At 65.8% G+C, this 22,377-nt stretch carries 20 protein-coding genes; 15 read left to right on the top strand and 5 right to left on the bottom strand.

Annotated features, from left to right (window positions below; all coding sequences use genetic code 11):
- The first annotated feature begins 97 nt into the window (after window positions 1-97).
- The 14 genes from SPYCW_RS03750 (at window position 98) to SPYCW_RS03815 (ending at window position 12,758) form a co-directional block, all read left to right on the top strand.
- Window positions 98-2,080, top strand: a complete 1,983-nt coding sequence (locus SPYCW_RS03750; RefSeq protein WP_120215661.1) for a conjugal transfer protein TraG — start codon at window positions 98-100, stop codon at window positions 2,078-2,080.
- 10 nt (window positions 2,081-2,090) lie between these two features.
- Window positions 2,091-2,555, top strand: coding sequence for a CopG family transcriptional regulator (locus tag SPYCW_RS03755; RefSeq protein ID WP_120215662.1), 465 nt, complete (start codon window positions 2,091-2,093; stop codon window positions 2,553-2,555).
- 141 nt (window positions 2,556-2,696) lie between these two features.
- On the top strand, window positions 2,697-3,692 hold the full coding sequence (trbB, locus tag SPYCW_RS03760; protein ID WP_120215663.1) for a P-type conjugative transfer ATPase TrbB: 996 nt from the start codon (window positions 2,697-2,699) through the stop codon (window positions 3,690-3,692).
- Between the two features lie 11 nt (window positions 3,693-3,703).
- Complete coding sequence (locus tag SPYCW_RS03765; RefSeq protein ID WP_443029465.1) at window positions 3,704-4,021, top strand: TrbC/VirB2 family protein; 318 nt, start codon at window positions 3,704-3,706, stop codon at window positions 4,019-4,021.
- A complete protein-coding gene (locus SPYCW_RS03770; protein WP_069459779.1) occupies window positions 4,021-4,299 on the top strand; it encodes a VirB3 family type IV secretion system protein in 279 nt (92 codons plus the stop codon). Before SPYCW_RS03765 ends, SPYCW_RS03770 begins: the two co-directional genes overlap by 1 nt.
- Window positions 4,300-4,311: 12 nt before the next feature.
- Complete coding sequence (gene trbE, locus SPYCW_RS03775; RefSeq protein WP_120215664.1) at window positions 4,312-6,750, top strand: conjugal transfer protein TrbE; 2,439 nt, start codon at window positions 4,312-4,314, stop codon at window positions 6,748-6,750.
- Between the two features lie 2 nt (window positions 6,751-6,752).
- Complete coding sequence (gene trbJ, locus SPYCW_RS03780) at window positions 6,753-7,520, top strand: P-type conjugative transfer protein TrbJ (RefSeq protein WP_172595413.1); 768 nt, start codon at window positions 6,753-6,755, stop codon at window positions 7,518-7,520.
- A gap of 20 nt (window positions 7,521-7,540) precedes the next feature.
- Window positions 7,541-7,819, top strand: coding sequence for a putative entry exclusion protein TrbK-alt (trbK-alt, locus tag SPYCW_RS03785; RefSeq protein WP_120215665.1), 279 nt, complete (start codon window positions 7,541-7,543; stop codon window positions 7,817-7,819).
- Window positions 7,820-7,822: 3 nt separating this feature from the next.
- A complete protein-coding gene (gene trbL, locus SPYCW_RS03790) occupies window positions 7,823-9,187 on the top strand; it encodes a P-type conjugative transfer protein TrbL (RefSeq protein ID WP_120215666.1) in 1,365 nt (454 codons plus the stop codon).
- Window positions 9,184-9,873 carry a conjugal transfer protein TrbF gene (gene trbF / locus SPYCW_RS03795; protein WP_120215667.1) on the top strand — a complete coding sequence of 230 codons (690 nt, stop codon included), beginning with the start codon at window positions 9,184-9,186 and terminating at the stop codon, window positions 9,871-9,873. Before trbL ends, trbF begins: the two co-directional genes overlap by 4 nt.
- Window positions 9,870-10,826, top strand: a complete 957-nt coding sequence (trbG, locus tag SPYCW_RS03800) for a P-type conjugative transfer protein TrbG (protein WP_120215668.1) — start codon at window positions 9,870-9,872, stop codon at window positions 10,824-10,826. The genes trbF and trbG overlap by 4 nt, the downstream gene beginning before the upstream one ends.
- A 29-nt stretch (window positions 10,827-10,855) precedes the next feature.
- Window positions 10,856-11,971: a TrbI/VirB10 family protein gene (locus SPYCW_RS03805; protein WP_443029466.1), complete on the top strand. Its 1,116-nt coding sequence runs from the start codon at window positions 10,856-10,858 to the stop codon at window positions 11,969-11,971.
- A gap of 2 nt (window positions 11,972-11,973) precedes the next feature.
- Entirely contained in the window at window positions 11,974-12,189 is a 216-nt protein-coding gene (locus tag SPYCW_RS03810) for a DUF2274 domain-containing protein (protein ID WP_120215670.1), read from the top strand.
- A gap of 299 nt (window positions 12,190-12,488) precedes the next feature.
- Window positions 12,489-12,758, top strand: coding sequence for a helix-turn-helix transcriptional regulator (locus tag SPYCW_RS03815; protein WP_120215671.1), 270 nt, complete (start codon window positions 12,489-12,491; stop codon window positions 12,756-12,758).
- On the opposite strand, the gene SPYCW_RS03820 is transcribed toward SPYCW_RS03815, so the two are convergent.
- Entirely contained in the window at window positions 12,748-14,004 is a 1,257-nt protein-coding gene (locus tag SPYCW_RS03820) for a tyrosine-type recombinase/integrase (RefSeq protein WP_120215672.1), read from the bottom strand. The two genes, SPYCW_RS03815 and SPYCW_RS03820, sit on opposite strands and share 11 nt — an antisense overlap.
- A gap of 319 nt (window positions 14,005-14,323) precedes the next feature.
- On the bottom strand, window positions 14,324-15,925 hold the full coding sequence (gene guaA, locus SPYCW_RS03825; protein ID WP_120215673.1) for a glutamine-hydrolyzing GMP synthase: 1,602 nt from the start codon (window positions 15,923-15,925) through the stop codon (window positions 14,324-14,326).
- 190 nt (window positions 15,926-16,115) lie between these two features.
- Between guaA and SPYCW_RS03830 the strand changes: the two genes are divergently transcribed.
- Window positions 16,116-18,512, top strand: a complete 2,397-nt coding sequence (locus SPYCW_RS03830; RefSeq protein ID WP_120215674.1) for a TonB-dependent receptor plug domain-containing protein — start codon at window positions 16,116-16,118, stop codon at window positions 18,510-18,512.
- A gap of 188 nt (window positions 18,513-18,700) precedes the next feature.
- On the opposite strand, the gene SPYCW_RS03835 is transcribed toward SPYCW_RS03830, so the two are convergent.
- From SPYCW_RS03835 to SPYCW_RS03845, 3 genes are all read right to left on the bottom strand, one after another.
- Window positions 18,701-19,753, bottom strand: coding sequence for a glycosyltransferase family 4 protein (locus SPYCW_RS03835; protein WP_120215675.1), 1,053 nt, complete (start codon window positions 19,751-19,753; stop codon window positions 18,701-18,703).
- The gene (locus SPYCW_RS03840) at window positions 19,750-20,631 is read right to left on the bottom strand and encodes a UDP-2,3-diacylglucosamine diphosphatase (RefSeq protein WP_120215676.1); all 882 of its coding nucleotides are present in this window, start codon (window positions 20,629-20,631) and stop codon (window positions 19,750-19,752) included. The genes SPYCW_RS03835 and SPYCW_RS03840 overlap by 4 nt, the downstream gene beginning before the upstream one ends.
- 215 nt (window positions 20,632-20,846) lie before the next feature.
- Complete coding sequence (locus SPYCW_RS03845) at window positions 20,847-22,280, bottom strand: aldehyde dehydrogenase family protein (RefSeq protein ID WP_120215677.1); 1,434 nt, start codon at window positions 22,278-22,280, stop codon at window positions 20,847-20,849.
- Window positions 22,281-22,377 lie beyond the last annotated feature (97 nt).

Genomic DNA, 22,377 nt, shown 5'->3' on the forward strand with positions numbered 1-22,377 from the left:
AGTATCCAGCGCCCCTCCGGGATCGTCTTAGCTGTTGCACCTCCCGAAAACCTCCATTCTCTGATCGGCTCCGACATTTTTGCCGATTGGAGCTTGTATGCGTGGAGGCCGAATTCTCTGGGGTCAAATTGCCGTCGTCCTGACCATCGTGTTCGTGATGATGTGGGCGGCGACGCAATGGACCGCATGGCGGCTCGGCTTTCAGGCGCAGCTCGGGGAACCCTGGTTCGAGTTGGCGGGCTGGCCGATCTACTATCCGCCGGCCTTCTTCTGGTGGTGGTTTTCCTACGACGCCTATGCGCCGTCGATCTTCACCGAAGGCTCGATCATCGCCGCATCCGGCGGATTCATCGCCATCGCCGCCGCGATCCTCATGTCCCTCATTCGAGCGCGCGAAGCCCGCAACGTCGCGACCTACGGTTCGGCGCGATGGGCCGAGAAGGAAGAGGTGTTGGTGGCGGGGCTGCTCGGCCCCGATGGCGTCGTGCTCGGAAAATACGAACGCGATTACCTGCGCCACGATGGCCCCGAACATGTCTTGTGCTTCGCCCCGACCCGCTCCGGCAAGGGCGTCGGCCTTGTGGTGCCGACGCTGCTGACCTGGCCGGGGAGCTGCATCGTCCATGACATCAAGGGCGAGAACTGGACGCTGACGGCGGGCTTTAGAGCGAAGCATGGCTGCGTGCTGCTGTTCGATCCGACCAACGCAAAATCGTCGGCCTACAATCCGCTGCTGGAAGTTCGGCAGGGCGAATGGGAAGTCCGCGACGTGCAGAACATCGCGGATATTCTGGTTGATCCCGAAGGCAGTCTCGACAAGCGCAACCACTGGGAAAAAACCAGTCATAGCCTGCTGGTCGGCGCGATCCTGCACGTCCTCTACGCCGAGACGGACAAGACGCTGGCCGGCGTCGCCAACTTCCTCTCCGACCCGCGCCGCCCGGTGGAAGCCACCTTGCGCGCGATGATGGACACGCCGCATCTCGGCGAAGCCGGCGTCCATCCCGTCATCGCGTCGTCGGCGCGCGAGCTGCTGAACAAATCCGACAACGAACGCTCCGGTGTGCTCTCCACCGCCATGTCCTTTCTCGGCCTCTACCGCGATCCGGTCGTGGCGCGCGTCACGGCGCGCTGCGATTGGCGCATCGCCGATCTTGTCGGAAGCCGAAAGCCGGTGAGCCTCTACCTCGTCGTGCCACCGTCCGACATCAACCGCACCAAGCCGCTCATCCGCCTCATCCTCAACCAGATCGGCCGCAGGCTGACCGAGGAGCTGACTGCAACGGCCAAGCGCCACCGGCTGCTTCTGATGCTGGACGAGTTTCCGGCGCTGGGGCGGCTCGACTTCTTTGAATCGGCGCTCGCCTTCATGGCGGGCTACGGCCTCAAGGGGTTCCTGATCGCCCAATCGCTCAACCAGATCGAGCGCGCCTACGGGCCGAACAACGCCATCCTCGACAACTGCCATGTGCGCGTGAGCTTTGCGACCAACGACGAGCGCACCGCCAAGCGCGTGTCCGACGCGCTCGGCACCGCGACCGAACTGCGCGATTCCACCAACTATGCCGGCCATCGTCTCTCGCCCTGGCTTGGCCATCTCATGGTCTCGCGGCAGGAGACGGCGCGGCCGCTACTGACGCCCGGCGAGATCATGCAGCTTCCGCCGTCCGAGGAAATCGTCATGGTCGCAGGCACCCCACCGATCCGCGCCACCAAGGCCCGCTATTTCGAGGACGCGCGCTTGCAGGAGCGCATCATCACGCCGCCCGAGCTGGCGGCCGCTCCCGCCAACGCCGCCACGTCCGACGACTGGTCGGGCCGCGTCGTCGCGGCGACAGGCCAGGCGGGCGCGATGGGCGCAGGCGAAGACGGCGGCGATCCGGCCAATGCCGGTATCCGCCGCGAGCCGGAATTGCCCGAGCACGAAGAGATCATCCCGCCGCCACGGCTCGCGCAGGAATTCGAGCTTCTGGACGACGAACCCGATGTCGATGCCGCCAAGGCCAACGCCATGCGCAGCCGTATGCGGATGGTCGCGCGGCAAGCCTCGCTCGACCCCGGCGACGGCATCGAACTTTGAGGACCGCACCATGACGCCCCGCACCCGCAGGAATGTCTATTTCGATCCCGCCTTGCTTAAACAGGTCGACGCCCTGGCGATGCGCCGCAAGGTCTCGGCATCGGCCATCGTGGAGGCCGCGGTCGCGTCCTTCCTGTCCGGCGACACGACCGAGAAGCTGGAGGCGGCCATGTCGCGCCGCCTCGACAAGCTCGGTCGCCAGGTCGATACGCTCGACGAGGATCTCGCCGTGCTCGGCGAAACCCTCTCGCTCTTCATCCTAATCTGGCTGTCCGCCACGCCGCCATTGCCGGAGAACGCACAGGCCGCCGCACGCGCGAAGGGCGCCGAGCGGTTCGAGGGCTTCATGCAGAATCTCGGCCGCCGGTTGGCGAGCGGCGACAGGTTCCTGAAAGAGCTTTCGCGCGACGTCGAGTCGATACCCGAGGGGCCGACGGCGGACCGGCAAGCGACGAACGGCGCTCCGCCAGAATAACCGATCCGTCCTATTCGCCGCCGATAGCCGCCGATAGCCGCACGCCTCTCGATACTTGTTGAACAGGCCCGATTTCGGGCTCTTTTAATCATCCCCGATCGGGGAACTGTCTGTTGCGTCCCCTTCAAATTTGGGGACGGCATGACTTCTTCTCACCAGAAACCGGAGGCGATCCAGCGTGGCGCGCGAATGCTCCGCACCGCGCTCGGCCCCGCCATCGCACGCTTTCTGGAAGACCCCGCCGTCGTCGAGGTGATGCTGAACCCCGACGGGCGCATCTGGATCGACCGCCTCTCGGAAGGACTGTCCGACACCGGCGAAATCCTGTCGCCTGCCGATGGCGAGCGCATCGTGCGCCTGGTTGCTCATCACGTCGGCGCGGAGGTTCACGCCCGGTCGCCGCGCGTCTCGGCCGAACTGCCCGAGACCGGGGAGCGGTTCGAGGGCCTGCTTCCTCCCGTTGTCGCGTCACCGGCCTTCGCCATCCGCAAACCCGCCGTCGCCGTCTTCACGCTCGACGACTATGTAGCCGCCGGGATCATGCGCGCCGATCAGGCCGCGACGCTGCGCGAAGCCGTCGCATCGCGTGCCAACATTCTCGTCGCAGGCGGCACCTCCACCGGCAAGACCACGCTTACCAACGCGCTGCTCGCCGAAGTGGCGAAGACCGCCGATCGCGTCGTCATCATCGAGGACACGCGCGAGCTGCAATGCGCTGCGCCCAACCTCGTCGCCATGCGGACGAAGGATGGCGTGGCGACGCTCTCCGATCTCGTCCGCTCATCGCTACGCCTGCGCCCCGACCGCATCCCCATCGGCGAGGTGCGCGGCGCCGAAGCGCTCGACCTCCTCAAAGCCTGGGGCACCGGCCATCCCGGCGGCGTCGGCACCATCCATGCCGGAACCGGCATCGGGGCGCTGCGCCGCCTCGAACAGCTCATCCAGGAAGCCGTCGTCACGGTCCCGCGCGCGCTGATCGCCGAGACGATCGACCTCGTGGCCGTCCTCTCCGGCCGCGGCGCCGCGCGCCGGCTCGCCGAACTCGCCCGTGTCGAAGGGCTCGGGCCGGACGGGGACTATCGCATCACTCGCCCCAGCCCTTTGGCCACCCCCAGCAGCACAGGAGAACCCTCATGATCCGTATCCCCATGCGCGTGCGCCGCACCGTCGCGACGGTCGCCGCCGTCGCCTATGTCAACCTCGTCCTCGCGCCCGCCGCGCACGCTTCCGGCTCCTCCATGCCGTGGGAAGCGCCGCTCCAGAAGATCCTCCAGTCGATCGAAGGCCCGGTCGCCAAGATCATTGCGGTCATCATCATCATCGCGACCGGCCTGGCGCTTGCCTTCGGCGACACATCGGGCGGCTTCCGCAAGCTGATCCAGATCGTGTTCGGCCTGTCGATCGCCTTCGCGGCATCGAGCTTCTTCCTGTCGTTCTTCTCGTTCGGCGGCGGGGCGCTCGTCTGATGGCAGTCGCATTCGAGCAACTGGACGTGCCGGGATTCACGGTCCCGGTTCACCGCGCGCTGACCGAGCACATCCTGCTCGGCGGCGCGCCGCGCTCCATCGCGATCCTCAACGGGACGCTGGCCGGGGCCGTGGGCCTCGGCCTGCGCCTCTGGCTGGTCGGCTTGGCTATCTGGGCCGTCGGTCATTTCGCGGCGGTCTGGGCGGCCAAGCGCGATCCGCTCTTCGTCGAGGTCGGGCGCAGGCACCTGCGCATCCCCGGCCATCTGTCGGTCTGAGGGGACGCAGCCATGATGAATCTCGCCGAATATCGCCGTTCCGCCAGCCGCCTCGCCGACTATCTGCCGTGGGTCGCGCTCGCCGCCGAAGGCGTCGTGCTCAACAAGGACGGCAGCTTCCAGCGCACGGCGCGCTTTCGCGGTCCCGATCTTGATTCCGCCGTCGCCGCCGAGCTGGTCGCGGTTGCATCCCGCATCAACAACGCCTTCCGTCGTCTCGGCTCCGGCTGGAGCATCTTCGTCGAGGCGCAGCGCTCCGAAGCCGCGACCTATCCCGATAGCACTTTCCCCGATCCGGCCTCCGGCCTGGTCGATGCTGAGCGCAAGGCCGACTTCGAGGAAGCCGGCGCGCATTTCGTGTCCGGCTATTTCCTGACCTTCCTCTATCTGCCGCCCGCCGAGGAAGCCGCCCGCGCTGAGACCTGGCTCTACGAGGGCCGCGAGCGCACCGGCGTCGATCCCCATGAAATCCTGCGCAGCTTCACCGACCGCACCGACCGCGTACTGGCGCTGCTCGACGGCTTCATGCCCGAATGTGCTTGGCTCGATGACGCGGAGACGCTGACCTATCTGCACTCGACCGTTTCGACGAACCGGCATCGCATCCGCGTTCCCGAGACGCCGATCTATCTCGATGCGCTGCTCGCCGATCAGCCGCTGACCGGCGGGCTCGAACCGCGCCTTGGCGGCGAGCATCTGCGCATCCTCACCATCATCGGCTTTCCGACCGCGACGACGCCCGGCCTGCTCGACGATCTGAACCGTCTGGCGTTCCCCTATCGCTGGAGCACCCGCGCGATCCTGCTCGACAAGACCGACGCAACCAAGCTCCTCACCAAAATCCGCCGCCAGTGGTTCGCCAAGCGCAAGTCGATCGCCGCGATCCTCAAGGAAGTCCTGACCAACGAGGCGTCGGCCCTCGTCGATACCGATGCGTCCAACAAGGCGGCCGACGCCGACATGGCCTTGCAGGAACTCGGCGCGGATGTCGCCGGCATGGCCTATGTCACGGCCACGATCACGGTCTGGGACGCCGACCCGCGCATCGCCGACGAGAAATTGCGGCTGGTCGAGAAGGTCATTCAGGGCCGCGATTTCACGGCCATGACCGAGACGGTGAATGCGGTGGACGCCTGGCTCGGCAGCTTGCCCGGCCACGCCTACGCCAATGTCCGCCAGCCGCCCATCAGCACTTTGAATCTCGCCCACATGATCCCGCTTTCAGCAGTGTGGGCGGGGCCGGAACGGGACGAACATTTCGGTACGCCCCCCTTGCTCTATGGCAAGACCGAAGGCTCGACCCCGTTCCGGTTATCCCTTCATGTCGGTGACGTCGGCCATACGCTGGTCGTCGGCCCGACCGGCGCGGGCAAGTCCGTGCTGCTCGCGCTCATGGCCTTGCAGTTCCGTCGCTACAGCCAAGCCCAGGTCTTCGCTTTCGACTTCGGCGGCAGCATCAGGGCGGCCGCGCTCGCCATGGGCGGCGACTGGCACGATCTCGGCGGCGGCCTCACCGAAGGCTCCGACGCTTCCGTCTCACTTCAGCCGCTCGCCCGCATCCACGATTCCTACGAACGCGCCTGGGCGGCCGACTGGATCGTGGCGATCCTGATGCGCGAGGGCATCACGATCACGCCGGAGGTGAAGGAGCATATCTGGACGGCGCTAACATCGCTCGCGTCGGCCCCGGTCGAAGAACGCACCATCACCGGCTTCGCCGTCCTGCTCCAGTCTAACGACATCAAGCAGGCGCTCCGGCCCTATTGCGTCGGCGGGGCCTATGGCCGGCTGCTCGACGCCGAGGCCGAACATCTCGGCGCGGCCGACGTGCAGGCGTTCGAGATCGAAGGGCTGGTCGGCACCGGCGCGGCGCCCGCCGTGCTCGCCTATCTCTTCCATCGCATCGGCGACCGGCTCGACGGCCGCCCGACGCTACTCATTATCGATGAAGGCTGGCTTGCGCTCGACGATGACGGGTTTGCCGGCCAGCTCCGCGAATGGCTGAAGACGCTGCGCAAGAAGAACGCCAGCGTCATCTTCGCCACGCAGTCGCTTTCCGACATCGACAACTCGAGCATCGCTCCGGCCATCATCGAAAGCTGCCCGACACGGCTCCTCCTGCCGAACGAACGCGCGATCGAACCGCAGATCACGGCGATCTATCGCCGCTTCGGGCTCAACGATCGCCAGATCGAGATCCTGGCGCGGGCGACGCCCAAGCGGGATTACTACTGCCAGTCGCGGCGCGGCAATCGCCTGTTCGAGCTGGGCCTGTCCGAAGTCGGGATCGCGCTCTGCGCCGCATCCTCCAAATCCGACCAGACCCTGATCGCCAACCTCGTCGCCGAACACGGCCGCGAAGGTTTTCTCGCCGCGTGGCTGCGCGCCCGCGACGCCGCCTGGGCGGCCGACCTCATCCCGACTTTCCCCAAAGCAGCAAAGGAGTCCTGACCATGATTATCCGCCGTTTCCGCTCGCGTGCCATGGCGCTCGCCGCAACCATGCTCGCGGCCGCGCCGCTCGCGCTGTCGCCGATGGTGGCGACGCCCGCGCACGCCATCATCGTCTTCGATCCCTCGAACTACGCGCAAAACGTCCTGACCGCCGCGCGCACGCTGGAGCAGATCACCCACCAGATCACCTCGCTTCAGAACGAAGCGCAGATGCTTATCAATCAGGCGAAGAACCTCGCCAGCCTGCCGTTCTCGGCGCTCCAGCAGATTCAGCAGTCCGTCCAGAAAACGCAGCAGCTTTTGCAGCAGGCCCAGGGCATCGCCTTCAACGTCCAGCAGATCGACCAGATGTTCCAGCAGAAATATGGGAACGTCTCGCTCTCGGCGTCCAATCAGCAGCTCGTCGCCAATGCCCGCGACCGTTGGAAGAATACGGTCGGCGGCTTGCAGGACGCGATGCGCGTGCAGGCCGGTGTCGTCGGCAACATCGACAGCAACCGCGCGCAGATGTCCGCGCTGGTCGGCCAGAGCCAGTCCGCCACCGGCGCATTGCAGGCGGCGCAGGCCGGCAACCAGCTTCTCGCGCTCCAGTCGCAGCAGCTTTCCGATCTCGTCGCGGTCATCTCCGCCAATGGCCGGGCGAGCGCGCTCACCGATGCGGAACGCGCTGCCGCCGCCGAACAGGGGCGTGAACAGCGCCGCAGGTTCCTGACGCCCGGCGCCGGCTACCAGCCCGGCAACGCCCAGATGTTCAACAGCGGCAAGTAATCGCCAGAAGGAGCAGCCTCATGGACGGCAAGATGCTGGCCCGCCTCGGCGCTATCGTGTTCGTCGCTGTCGCCATCACGGCAACGGCGATCGAGATGACCCGCAAGGAGGACGCGCCGGCATCTTCGCCGACTGCCCTTCACCAACCCGACCGCGATCCGCTGCGCGAAGGCCAGCGCCGATGCCAGAGGCTCGGCCAGAAAGCGGCCGATGACGCCGACTGCCTGCGCGTCTGGTCCGAGACCCGCGACCGCTTCCTTGGCCGCGCGCCCGCGCCGGCCGCACCGGAAGGAAGGTGAGTCATGGGCGGCGCAGGCGTCATCGACAACTTCCTCGGAACCTTTACCCGCTACATCGACTCAGGCTTCGGCCTTCTCTCCGGTGAAGTGGCCTTCATCGCCACGACGCTGATCGTCATCGACGTAACCCTGGCCGCGCTCTTCTGGTCCTGGGCCGCCGATGACGACATCATGGCGCGGCTCGTCAAGAAGACGCTGTTCGTCGGCATCTTCGCCTACCTGATCGGCAACTGGAATAGCCTGGCGAAGATCGTCTTCGACAGCTTCGCCGGCCTCGGCCTCAAGGCCAGCGGCACCGGCTTTTCGACCGCCGATCTGCTCCGCCCCGGCAAGGTCGCACAGACCGGCCTCGACGCCGCCCGGCCGCTGCTCGAATCCATTTCTGACCTCATGGGCTGGGTCGCCTTCTTCGAGAACTTCATCCAGATCGCGTGCCTGCTCTTCGCCTGGGCGCTGGTCATTCTCGCCTTCTTCATCCTCGCCATTCAGCTCTTCGTCACCCTGATCGAATTCAAGCTGGCTACGCTGGCCGGCTTCGTCCTCATTCCGTTCGGCCTGTTCGGCAAGACCGCCTTCATGGCCGAAAAGGTGCTCGGTAACGTCATTTCGAGCGGCATCAAGGTTCTGGTGCTCGCCGTCATCATCGGCATCGGCTCGACGCTGTTCAGCCAGTTCACGCAAGGGTTCGGCGGCCAGACCCCCAGCATCGACGACGCCATGGCCGTCGTGCTCGCCGCACTCTCGCTGGTCGGTCTCGGCATCTTCGGTCCCGGCATCGCCAACGGCCTCGTTTCCGGTGGCCCACAGCTTGGCGCGGGCGCGGCGATCGGCACGGGCCTCGCCGTCGGCGGCGCCGCCATGGCCGCAGGCGGTGGTGCGATGCTGGCCGCGAAGGGTGGAACCGCCTTGCTCCCCGGCGGAGCCGCAGCGGCGCGCGGCGGCGCGACCGCGGTAGGTGCTGCGTCTGCCGCTTACAGCGTTGGCTCGCTCGGCAAGTCCGGGGCTTCCGGCGTCGCATCAGGCATCGGCGGTGCCGCCCGCGCAGCCGGCAACGCCGCAGGCAATGCCGCGTCGTCGCCGCTTCGCCGTGCCGCCGCCAGCCTCAAATCCAGCTTCAGCGACGGCGCGAAGGCCGGCTTCGGTGCGACCGGCGGCTCTTCGACCATGGGAACGGTAGGCGGCGAAGCTGCCGCCGCCGCACCCACGCCATCGGCCACGACGGACGGCACGCCGCCCAATTGGGCCAAGCGCATGAAGCGCGGCCAGACGGTCAGCCACGGCGTCAGCGCCGCCGCCCATGCCGTCCGCTCCGGCGACAGCCACGGCTCCGGTTCTTCCATCAACCTCTCTGAAAGCGACCGCTCATGAACCTCTTCAAACGACCCGCCGCGCACTACGGCAAGACCGTCCAACCCGAGACGCCCTATCAGAATGCCGCCCAGGTCTGGGACGAGCGGATCGGCTCGGCCCGTGTGCAGGCCAAGAACTGGCGCTATATGGCCTTCGGCTCGCTGATCCTCTCGGCGGGCTTCGCCGGGGCGCTCATCATCCAGTCCGCGCGCGGGACCGTCGTGCCGTGGGTGGTGCAGGTCGACAAGCTCGGCCAATCGCAGACCGTCGCGCCAGCCGTGGCGGATTTCCGCCCGACCGATCCGCAAATCGCATGGCATCTCGGCCGCTTCGTCGAGCAGGTCAGGAGCATTCCCGCCGATCCGATCATCGTCCGCCAGAACTGGCTTCGCGCCTATGACTGGACGACCGATCGCGGCGCGGCTGCGCTCAACGACTATGCCCGTACCAACGATCCGTTCGCCAAGGTCGGCAAGCAGCAGATCGCCGTTGAGGTCTCCAGCGTCATTCGCGCATCGCCCAACAGCTTCCGTGTCGCCTGGATGGAGCGGCAATTCGAGAACGGCGCGCTCGCCTCGACCCAGCGCTGGACCGCGATTCTCACGATCACACTTCAGCCGCCGCGCGACGCCGAACGGCTGAAGGCCAATCCGCTCGGCATCTACGTCAACGCCATCAACTGGTCGCGGGAGATGGGCCAGTGAACCGCGCAATCCGCAAGCCCGCCGCCATCGTCCTCTTGCTGTCCGCCTCAGTGCTCGCCGGCTGCGCCACCAACCGGCCGCCCGAGATCAGCTACGACGCCAGCGTGCCGCCGCTGCCCGCCGTTCCTGCGACCGTCACGGACGAGCGCCCGAAGCCCCTCAACACGCCGCCGGCCTGGACCGTCGCACGCGGCGGCGAGACTGCCGGCACGCCCACCGGCCGCGTAGAGAACGCCAATGCCGCCGCGCGCGTGCAGCCGCGCCGCGAGGGCTATTACAACGCCATCCAGGTCTATCCGTGGTCGGAAGGAGCGCTCTATCAGGTCTATGCCGCGCCCGGCCAGATCACGAGCATCGCGCTCGAACCGGGCGAGAGCCTGACCGGCTCCGGGCCGATCGCGGCGGGCGACACCGCCCGCTGGATCATCGGCGACACCGAATCCGGCTCCGGCGTCGGTCGCCGCGTCCTCGTGCTGGTGAAGCCCTCGCGGGCCGACATCACCACCAATCTTGTCATTACGACCGACAAGCGGACGTACATGATCGAGCTGCGTTCGGGCGAGAAGCCCTATATGCCCGCCGTCGCCTGGGCCTATCCGTCACCCGCACGCGGCGGGCAGCAGGCCATCCCGGCAACGCCGGTCATTCCCGCCGCCCCCGCGCGCAACTATCGCTACGGCCTCACCGGCGATACGCCGCCCTGGAAGCCCGTCGCCGTCTATGACGACGGCCGCCGCGTCTATGTCGAGTTCCCGCGCGGGATCGTGCAGGGCGAGATGCCCCCGATCTTCGTCATCGGCCCCAACGGCGAAACCCAGATCGTCAACAGCCGCATCTATCAACACATCCTGATCGTCGACCGGCTGTTCGGCGCGGCCGAGCTGCGCCTTGGTGCCGGCGACCGCCAGCAGACCGTCAGGATCGTCCGCACCGACGGGAGGCCACAATCATGACCGAGACCCCAGACACCAATGCCGCAACGATGCGCCTGCGCAGCGAGCCGCCGCGCGTCACCCGACTATCGCGCAAGATGCTCGCCAGCGTCGCCGCTGTCGCCCTGATCGGCATCGGTGGATCGCTGATCTATGCTCTCCAGACCCGCGCGCCGGGCGATACCGGCGAAGAGCTCTATTCCACCAACAACCGCCAGACCGCCGATGGTCTCGCCGGATTGCCGAAGGACTATACCGGCCCGGTCCTCGGGCCGGCGCTGCCCGGCGATCTCGGCCGACCGATCCTCGACGCGCAGAACAGCGGCCAGCCCGTCGCCACGCCCGCGGTCCCGACGCCCGGCGTCAGCGAGGCCGAACAGCGCCGCCGCGCCGAGGAAGAGGCCGCCCGTCTCAGCACCGTCTTCTTTCAGTCGCGGCAGGGCTCGATGGCCGCCAGCCCCGCCGGCGCGATGCCCGGTCTTGCGGGCCTCGACCTGGCCGGCGCAGCGGGCCAGCCTGCCACCGGCCAAGACAAGCAGCTCGCCTTCCTCAATGCGGCGGCCGACCGCCGCACGGTCACGCCCGATCGCGTCACGCCGCCGGCTTCGCCCTTCGTGCTTCAGGCCGGCGCCGTCATCTCAGCGGCGCTCATCACCGGCATCCGTTCCGATCTTCCGGGCCAGATCACCGCCCAGGTCACGGAGAACATCTATGACAACCCGACCGGGCGCATCCTGCTCGTGCCGCAGGGCACGCGCCTCATCGGCCAATATGACAACGGCGTCCAGTTCGGACAGCGCCGCGTACTGCTCGTCTGGAACCGGCTCATCATGCCGAACGGCCGCTCCATCGTTCTCGAGCGCCAGCCGGGCGCGGACACGCAGGGCTATGCCGGTCTGGAGGATGGCATCGACTACCACTGGTGGGATCTCGCCAAGGCCGCCGCGCTCTCGACCCTGCTCGGCGTCGGCGCGGAACTCGCCACCGACGACAATGATCGCCTGATCCGCGCCGTCCGCGACGGAGCACAGGATACGGTAAACCAGGCCGGCCAGCAGATCATCCAGCGCCAGTTGCAGGTCGCGCCGACGCTGACCATCCGCCCCGGCTTCCCGGTCAGGGTCATCGTCACGCGCGACATCGTGTTCGAGCCCTACAGGAACTGACCATGGCCAAGCTGAAACTCGGCCCCATCGCCGACGACAAACCCGTCAGGATCGCGCTGGAGCTGCCGGCGGCGCTCCATCGCGACCTGACCGAATACGGTCGCCTGCTCGCTGAAGGCGGCGCGCCGATCGAACCCGCCAAGCTGATCGTGCCGATGCTGGAGCGCTTCATTGCCACCGATCGCGGCTTTGCCAAGGCGCGGCGGACGCCGGGCTAAGCCGTGGGAGCGGCGGTTACGCTCCCGCTGCTCCCTACGCTTCGACCTTCTCCAGCCAGCGCCGGCGGGGTGCCTTCTGCGCGTAGGCGCGAATACGGCACGCTACACGCCGCCGATCGCCCTCCACAGTCCGCCATGCGCCGAGGAGATCGCAGTCACGTTGCTGGCCGCCTCCCGGCGAACGCTGAACACGGTGCTGAAGGAGCGAGGCGCGCTATGGCGACCCTGAACGTCGGAGCTACCGACAAAGAAGACACGAAGGCCCGCACCACGCGGATCGCTGGCGACGGGGGCCGGAGATGAGCCAATCGCCCCCACTCACCAAGCGCACCATTCGGCGGCATCAGCTTCGCGAGATCGTCCCGCTTGCCGACACGACCATCTATGACATGGAACAGCGCGGCGAGTTTCCGCAGCGCTTCTATCTGACCGCCCGAACCGTGGTCTGGGATCTCGGCGAAGTGGAGGCTTGGCTTGAGCAACGCCGCCAAGCCTCCAGAGCAAAAGCCATCAAGCGAGCGCCGTCACCTGACGTCAATCTGAGGAAAGCCCGGCCCGTCAAAGACTAGGCTCGGGAACCAGAAGGTCCATGGACGCCGGATAGAGCGTCGGGACGTATTTCTGGCCTGCGACCCAGGCGTCGATGAGATTGGCCCATTCCTGCATCATGTGGCGGCGCTGGTGCTCATATTCCGCCTTGTTGTAGATGCCGCGCGACGACCGGCCGTCCTCATGCGCGAGGCACTTTTCGATCCAGTCGCTGTTGAAGCCCAGCTCGTTGAGCAGTGTCGAGCCCGTCCGGCGGAGATCATGGACGGTGAACGGGTCCAGCGGCAGTCCCGCCTTCTTGGCCTGCTCGACGACCGCATAGGTCACGCGGTTGAACGTCGCCCGCGACATCGGCGCGTCCGCGTCATAGCGCGACGGCAGCAGGTATCTGGAGTTGCCGGCGCAGGTCTTGAGCGCGACAAGGATGTCGATCGCCTGATCCGGCAGATAGACATTGTGCGCCTTGGAACGCTTCATCCGTTCCTTCGGGATCGACCACACCGCATTCTCGAAATCCACTTCATCCCAGGTCGCGTCCTGCAACTCGCTCTTGCGAACCATGGTGATGAGGAACAGCTTCAGCCCGAGCCGGATGGTCGGCAGGGTCGCCACATGCTCAAGTTGGCTGAGCATGACGCGGATTTCAGCGGGCGATAGCGAGCGGTCCTTGGGAACGAAGGTGGCGATCGAGGCCGGCCCGACTTCCTCGGCGGGATTCGGCACCTTCTCCCCGTGCAGGATCGCGAAGGCGTAAACCAGCTTCACGATGTCCCGGACATGGACCGCCGTGGCGGGCGCGCCACGGGCTTTCACCTTCGCACACATCGCCCGCAAATCCTCAGAGCTGATTTCCGTCAGCAGCCGATTCCGAAACGTCGGAAGGATGTCCCGCTCGTAGATCGAGCGGCGCATCGCACGGGTGCTTTCAGCCATCCGGTGCTCTTGCAGCCAGCGTTCACCAAACTCGCCGAAGCTCTTTGCCTCCTTGATCCGGCGCTTCTCCCGCTGCTTTTCCTGAGCAGGCGACCGCCCTTCGAGAATGGCGCGCTGCGCGTCGATCAGCTTCTCCCGCGCACGCGCCAGAGATAGGTCGGCCGAGCCGTATCGGCCAAGCGTCAAGGTCTCGCGGCGACCGTTCATGCGGTAGTCGTAACGAAACACGATGGCCCCCGAGGGCTGCACCGCGACGTACATACCGTCACGGTCAGCGACCTTGTATAATTTGTCTTTTGGTTTCAGTGCCTTGATGGCGGCGTCAGTCAGCATTGGACCCTCCGAAATCGTTCAAAAAACGCTAGAGAGCCACCAATTATACCGTCAGGCCAAAACCGGCCTCCCTGAACGGAACATTTCCTTTTTATTTCAAAGAAGTAATGCCGAAAAAAATACCGTCATAAGCTCTCTAAGCCGTGACGGTATATGCAATCTGACGATGAAACAAGAGCCGCCATACCGTCAGCTATACCGTCGATCCCGAGGCATGCCCCGCGATAGACGGCGATAGATGGCGGACAATTTATTTAGCTATTTCAGCGTGTTATGGAGGGCTATAGCGTAAAATCGGCGGCGTTCGGATGGGCCTGAATCATTCCCACTCGATCGTCCCCGGCGGTTTCGACGTATAGTCGTACACCACGCGGTTGATGCCCTGCACCTCGTTGATGATGCGCGTCGCGCAGCGGCTGAGGAAGCTGGCGTCGAAGGGGTAGATGTCAGCGGTCATGCCGTCGGTCGAGGTGACGGCGCGGAGCGCGCAGACATGATCGTAGGTGCGGTAATCGCCCATCACGCCGACGGTCTTCACCGGGAGCAGCACCGCGAACGCCTGCCAGATCGCATCGTAGAGACCGGCATTGCGGATTTCTTCCAGATAAACCGCGTCGGCCTTGCGCAAGATGTCGCAGCGTTCCTTGCTGACTTCGCCGGGGATACGGATCGCGAGGCCGGGGCCGGGGAAGGGGTGGCGGCCGACGAAGATGTCGGGAAGGCCAAGCTCCTTACCGAGCAAGCGCACCTCGTCCTTGAACAGCTCGCGCAAGGGCTCGACGAGCTTCATGTTCATGCGCTCGGGCAGGCCGCCGACATTGTGGTGGCTCTTGATCGTGACGCTGGGTCCGCCGGTGAACGAAACCGATTCAATCACGTCGGGATAGAGCGTGCCCTGCGCCAGGAAATCGGCGCCGCCGATCTTCTTCGCTTCTTCCTCGAACACGTTGATGAATTCGGCGCCAATGAATTTGCGCTTCTTTTCGGGATCGGTGACGCCCGCGAGGCCCGCCATGAAGCGCTCCTCGGCATCCACGACGACCAGCGGGATATTGTAATGGTCGCGGAACAGCCGCTCGACCTGTTCGCGCTCGTTCATGCGCAGCAGGCCGTGGTCGACGAAAACGCAGGTGAGCTGCTCGCCGACCGCTTCGTGGATCAGCACCGCCGCGACCGCGCTGTCGACGCCGCCCGACAGGCCGCACAGCACGCGCTGGTCGCCGACCTGCGCGCGGATTTCGGCGATCTTGGTGGCGCGGAATTCGGCCATCGTCCAGTCACCGTGGCAACCGCAGACGTGGCGGACGAAATTGGCGATCAGCTTGGCGCCGTCGGGGGTGTGGACGACCTCGGGGTGGAATTGCGTCCCATAATAGCGACGCTCGTCGTCGGCGATCAGCGCAAAGGGGGCGCCGTCGCTGACCGCGACGATGCGGAAGCCCGGGGCGAATTGGGTGACCTTGTCGCCGTGGCTCATCCAAACCTGATGCCGTTCGCCGACCTCCCACAAGCCGTCGAACAGCACGCAGGGTTCGGTGACGGTCAGGAAGGCGCGGCCAAATTCGCCGTCGCGCTCGCCATCGGCACCGCCGGGTTCGACGCGGCCGCCGAGCTGCTGGCTCATCACCTGTTGCCCGTAACAGATGCCGAGGATGGGGAGGCCACTGTCGAACACCGATTGCGGTGCACGCGGGCTGCCGTCAGCGGGGACCGAGGCGGGCGAGCCGGAAAGGATGATCCCTTTCGGCTGCATGCGTTCGAGCGCGGCCTCGGCCAAAGTGAAGGGGACAATCTCGCTATAGACCCCCGCTTCACGGACGCGGCGGGCGATGAGCTGGGTCACCTGGCTGCCAAAATCGATGATCAGGATTGATTCACCATGATCGGACTTCGGCGCGGCGGATGTGTCTGGAGTCGGCATGGCTGGCCGATAAGGGCAGCGCGCCATGCTGTCCAGCGGTCGATATGGCCCGTTGGTGGAACGCGGATGGCCTCGACACATTGTTGCGACAATTGCGACATAAATGAACCGGCCACAAAGATGCGCGTCAGCAAGGGTTCAGTCCGGTCGCGCCAAAAAGAAGCAAGAAAAAACAGAAGGCTCTCCCCCCATGAAGCATGCCCATCTCTCCCTTTCCGCGCGCGCGCTGTTGCTCACCGCCAGCGCCGCGCTCGCCTGGCCCGCCATGGCCGAAACCGATGCGATGCCTGCCAGCGCCGCGGTGACGGCGATCGCTGACCAGCCATCGGCGCCGGTCGTCAGCGCGTCGAGCGACCCCGAAGATGAATATGAAGAGATCGACGGCGACGAAATCGTCGTGACCGCGCCGCGCCTTGCCGGGCAGCTGGAAACCGACATCAAGGCCGAGGCCGAGCTCGATGAGGCGGCGATTGCCAGTTACGGCGTATCGAACGTGTCGGAGCTGCTCGAGGCGCTGGCGCCGCAGACGCGCTCGGGCCGTGGGCGCGGCGGCGGGCGACCGATCATCCTGATCAACGGACGCCGGATCGGCGGCTTTGGCGAAGTGCGCAACCTGCCCCCTGAGGCGATCGCCAAGGTCGAGATTTTCCCCGAAGAAGTCGCGCTGCAATATGGCTATTCGGCCGACGAGCGCGTCGTCAACATGGTGCTCAAGCCCAATTTCCGGCAGGTCGCGGTCGAGGCCGAAGGCGGCGTTCCGACGCAGGGCGGGCGGTTCCAGAGCGAAGTCGAGGGCAGTTTCCTGGCGATCGGCGAAAATGGCCGGGTCAACGTCAATGCGGGCTGGGAACAGTCGACGATGCTCACCGAAAGCGAGCGCGGACTTGGCCCCGCAACGCGCAGCTTGTTGCCCGAAAGCGATACCTATCTGATCGATGCGACGATCCAGCGCAGCCTGAACAAGGTGACCGATGCGTCGATCAACCTGCGGCTGGACCAGACCGACAGTCTGTCGTTCCTTGGTCCTGTCGTCGCGGGCGGCGATGTGCCGCTGGAACGTGACAGCCGCAGCCGCAATCTGACGACGACCGCCAGCGTCAACGGCATGCTCGGCGATTGGCGCTGGTCGCTGTCGGGCAATTATGGCGACGCCGATCAGCGCACCTTCACCGACCGGGTGACCGGCGCGCGCGACCGCTTCGACAGCAGCCAGCAAAGCTTTGGCGGCAGCGCGAACCTGTCGGGGACGGTGACCGAGGGCTGGGCCGGGCCGATCCGCCTGTCGATGACCGGCAGCTATTCGGGGCTGCGCTTTGACAGCCAGTCGGAACGCTCGGGCCTGGTCACCACCACCGATCTGTGGCGCGATACGCCCAGCGTGTTCGGCTCGCTGACGCTGCCACTGCTCGATCCCGAATATGAGGTGGGCAACATCGGCCGGATGTCGCTGACGCTGAGCGGTCAGGTCGCCAATCCCAGCGATTTCGAGGCGCTCAAAAGCTGGGGGGCGAGCCTCAACTGGGGCGTCACCGACAATCTGTCGCTGATCGCCAGCTTCAACAATGACGAGGCGGCCCCCGGCATCCAGCAGCTCGGTGCGGCACCGCTGGTGACGCCCGCGGTCACCTATTATGATTTTGCGACCGGGCAGACGGTGGAGATTACGACGACGACCGGCGGCAATCCCTTCCTGCTCGCCGAACAGCGGCGCGACCTGAAGCTGGGGCTGAACTGGGAAGTACCGATGATCGAAGGCCTGCGCCTGTCGGTCAATTACAACCGCAACAAGAGCAACGACACCGCGAACAGCCTGCCGCTGCTGACGCCCGAGATCGAGGCGGCGTTCCCGGGCCGCGTGACGCGCGACGCCAATGGCGTATTGATCGCACTCGACCAGCGGCCGGTGAACTTCGACCAGGTCGAAAATTCGCAGATTCGCTGGGGCTTGAACTTCGGCAAAAGCTTTGGCCAACCCGAGCAGGCTGGACGCCCCGGTGGCGGCCCGGGCACAGGTGCGGCAGGCCCGCGCGGCGCTGGTGGTCCGCGGATGGGTGGGCGCGGCGGGCGCGGCGGCGGCGGGCCCGGTGCCATGTTTGGCGGCGGTCCGCAGGGCGGACGCTGGTCGGTGTCGCTGTATCATACGTACAAGCTGACCGACACGATCCAGATCCGCCCGGGGGTTCCCGAACTCGATTTGCTCGACGGTTCGGCGACCGGCAGCGGCGGCGGCAGCAACCGCCACCTGCTCGAACTCGACGGCGGGCTGTTCTACAAGGGGCTCGGCTTTCGCCTGAGTGGCAAATATGACAGCGGCAGCACGGTGACCGGCGGCACCGCGGGCGACCTCAACTTCGGCGATCTTGCGACGTTCAACCTGCGCTTTTTCGCCGACCTTAATCAGGTGCCGAAGCTGACCGAGAAGCTGCCGTTCCTGAAGGGATCGCGCCTGCGCCTGTCGATCGACAATCTGTTCGATGCGCAGCGCAAGATCACCGACGCGAACGGGGTAGTGCCGCTGAATTATCAGCCCGGCTACATCGACCCCTTGGGCCGTTATATCGAGCTGGAGTGGCGCAAGACGTTTTGACGAACATCTTCCCTCCCCCTTGATGGGGGAGGTAGCGAGACTTGCCAGCTTGCTGGCGTAGTCGCAGCGGTGGGGGTGGGCTCTCGGTCTGAAACTACGGTGCAAGGCCGCACCGCCACCCCCATCCAACTTCGCCTAATCACTTCGCGATAAGGCTGCGTATCCTTCCTCCATCAAGGGGGAAGGGATCAGGCTGCGACACGGACGGTTTCGAGCTTGCTTTCGGGCATCTGACCAGCGGGGACAAATGACAACGCCTGGACGAACTGCCCCGTGCAGCTCATCCAGCTGTAGCGCGCACCCAGCGCAGCGGCGTCGGCGCGGTCGCACGTCAATGCGGTATCGATCGCGCGGCCTAGATCCTCGTCGAGCGCTCCGGCGCCATCGCGGATGATGTCGCCGGGGCCGGGAACCGGGAAGGCGGCAACGGGCGTCCCGCAGCTCAGCGCTTCGATCACCACCAGCCCGAAGGTGTCGGTGCGGCTGGGGAAGACGAACACGTCGGCACCGGCATAGGCCGCCGCGAGCGCTTCGCCGCCAAGCTTGCCGAGGAACAGCGCGCCGGGGTGCTGCGCCTTGAGTGCCGCAAGCGCGGGTCCATCGCCGACGATCACTTTCGTTCCCGGACGGTCGATGTCGAGGAACGCCCCGACATTCTTCTCGACCGCGACGCGGCCCACATAGAGCTGGATCGGGCGCGGCAGACCGGCATAAGAGGGGTGTGCGGCGCGGTCGGGGCGAAACAGATCGTGGTCGACGCCGCGCTCCCACATCATCGTCTGCTCAAGTCCCTGTTCGGCGAGTTCGCGCACCAGGCTGCGCGTCGCGACCATGATGTGCCGCGCAGGGCGGTGGAACCAGCGGATGAAGCGCCAGACGACTTTGGGGGAAATCGGCAGCCGCGCCGCGACATATTCGGGAAAGCGCGTGTGATAGGCAGTGGTGAAGGGAAAGCCGTGCTTCAGGCACCAGCGCCGCGCTGCCAGCCCCAATGGTCCTTCGGTCGAGATATGGATCGCCTGCGGGGCGAAGGCGCGGATATGCCGACCGACCTTGCGCCACCCCGCCAGCGCTAGGCGGATTTCGGGGTAGGAGGGGCAGGGGATCGACCGGAACAGGTCGGGCGAGACGACCGCGACCTCATGCCCCGCCTGGCGCAGTTCGGCGATCGTCGCCTGCAGTGTCCGCACGACGCCGTTGACCTGCGGCTCCCATGCGTCGCTGACGATCAGGATCTTCATGCGGCGCGCGCCGGTGCGGGCAGTTCGAGCGTCGCGGGAGCGCTGCGCTTCGCGACTTCCTCGGCCCAGTGCAATATCTCCATTCGCCCGTCATGATGCTCGACCAGCGCGGTGCAGCCTTCGACCCAGTCGCCGTCATTATAATATTCGGTGCCCTCGATCTCGCGCATCTCGGCGCTGTGGATATGGCCGCACACCACGCCGTCGACCCCGCGCGAGCGCGCGGCGTGGGCGACGACTTCTTCGTACCGCCCGATGAATTGGACCGCATTCTTGACCTTGTGTTTGGCGACCATCGACAGCGACCAATAGGGGAGGCCAAAGGCGCTGCGGATGCGGTTGACCACCACATTGCACTTCATCAGCGCGGTGTAGGCAGCGTCGCCGACGAAGGCGAGCCAGCGGTGCGCGAGCATCACTGCGTCGAACTCGTCGCCATGGACGACGAGCAACTTGCGACCGTCGGCGGTTTCGTGGATCGCCTCGCGGCGGATTTCGACCCCGCCGAAATCGAAGCCGTCGAACGGTTTGACCATCTCGTCGTGGTTGCCGGGGACATAGACGACGCGCGTACCGCGCTTGGCGCGCTTCAGCACACGCCAGACGACGTCATTATGCTCGGGCGGCCAGAAATGCCGCTTTTTGAGCCGCCAGCCGTCGATGATGTCACCGACCAGATACAGGGTTTCGCAATCGACATGGTCGAAGAAGTCGATAAGCATCGCGGCGTTGCAACCCCGGGTGCCGAGGTGGATGTCGCTGACCCACACGCTGCGATAGTTGCGGCGCTCGCCGATCACGCGTTCGGGAATATGCGGATCGGTGGTGAAGGGATCGGCAAAACGGGCGGGGATCGGCAGGGTCGAGATCGAGGCCATGTCATGCTCCGTGGCAGCCTTAGCTGCTCACGGGCTAGACAGGAGTTTTGTTACACTGTGCGATTCAAACCCGCGTCGGTTCGGCGACGGTTTGGCGGCGGTTTTGTGACGTTAGTCGGGTAACGTCGCCCCCGCGCAGGCGGGAGCCGCGATCGGTTTACGCGGCCCTGCAGGAATAGGCGGCTAGCGGCCCCCGCCTGCGCGGGGGCGACGAATTACGTCCGCCGGATCACCAGATTGCGGATCTCGCTCATATCCTCGATCGCAAAGCGCACGCCCTCGCGGCCGAGGCCGCTGTCCTTCACCCCGCCATAAGGCATGTTGTCGACGCGGTAGCTCGACACGTCGTTGACGACGATACCGCCGACGTCGAGATGATCCCACGCCTCCAGCACCTTTTGGATGTCGCTGGTGAACAGACCGGCCTGCAGGCCGAACTTGCTGTCGTTGACCTCGGCCAGCGCTTCGTCCCATTGGGCGAATTTCGACAGCACGACGACCGGGCCGAAGGCTTCCTCGACGACGACATCCGCATCGCGCGGCACATCCTCTAGCAGCGCCGCCTCGAGCATATTGCCCTCGCACCCGCCGCCCGCGAGCAGCGTTGCGCCCGCGGCGACCGCATCGTCGATCCAGCCTTTCAGCCGCTGCGCTTCCTTGACCGAAATCATCGGCCCGATGAAGGTGTCGCGATGCTTCGGATCACCCGATTTCAACGTCTTGACCTTCGCGGTGAGCATGTCGCGGAACTTGTCGTAGATGTCCTCGTGGATGATCGCGCGCTGGACATGGATGCAGCTTTGCCCCGACTGGTAATAGCCGCCAAAGATGATCCGCGCGAGCGCATGGTCGAGGTCGGCGTCCTTGTCGACGACCACCGCCGCATTGCCGCCGAGTTCGAGCACGACCTTTTTCTTGCCCGCCTTGGCTTTCAGATCCCAGCCGACGCCCGGCGATCCGGTGAAGGACAGGAGTTTCAGCCGCTCGTCGGTGGTGAACAGGTCGGCGCCTGCGCGGCTCGCGGGCAGGATGCTGAACGCGCCCTCGGGCAGGATGTCGCATTCGGCGAGCACCTCGCCCATGATGATCGCGCCGAGCGGGGTCAGCGACGCGGGTTTCATCACGAACGGACAGCCGATCGCGATCGCCGGGGCGATCTTGTGCGCGGCAAGGTTGAGCGGGAAGTTGAAGGGCGAGATGAAGCTGCACGGGCCGATCGGAACGCGTTTCCACATCCCCATATAGCCCTTGGCGCGCGCCGAAATATCGAGCGGTTGCACCTCGCCATAATTGCGCGTCGCTTCCTCGGCCGCGATGCGGAAGGTGTCGATCAGGCGCGTGACTTCGCCCTCGCTGTCGGCGATTGGCTTGCCCGCCTCGACACACAGCGCATAGGCTAGCTCGTCGAACCGCTCCTGAAAGCGCGTCACGCAATGCAGCAGCACGTCGCGTTTCTCGAAACTCGCCAGCCGCGCCATCGGTTCGGCGGCGCGGACGGCGCCCGCGATCGCCTCGTCGATCACGTCGGGGGTCGCCAGCGCGGTACGAAACGCGACCTCGCCGGTGAACTTGTCGGTCACCTCTAGATCGGTGTTCGGCTGCACCGCCTTGTTGTTGAGATAGAGCGGATAGACGTCGTTGAGTTTCATAGCTTACTTCTCCGTTCCCCGGCGAAAGCCGGGGTCCAGGGCTGGAACGCGCAACGGTGGCGCAAGGGCGCTCTGGACCCCGGCTTTCGCCGGGGAG

The organism is Sphingopyxis sp. EG6 (genome assembly GCF_003609815.1).
Taxonomy (GTDB): Bacteria; Pseudomonadota; Alphaproteobacteria; order Sphingomonadales; family Sphingomonadaceae; genus Sphingopyxis.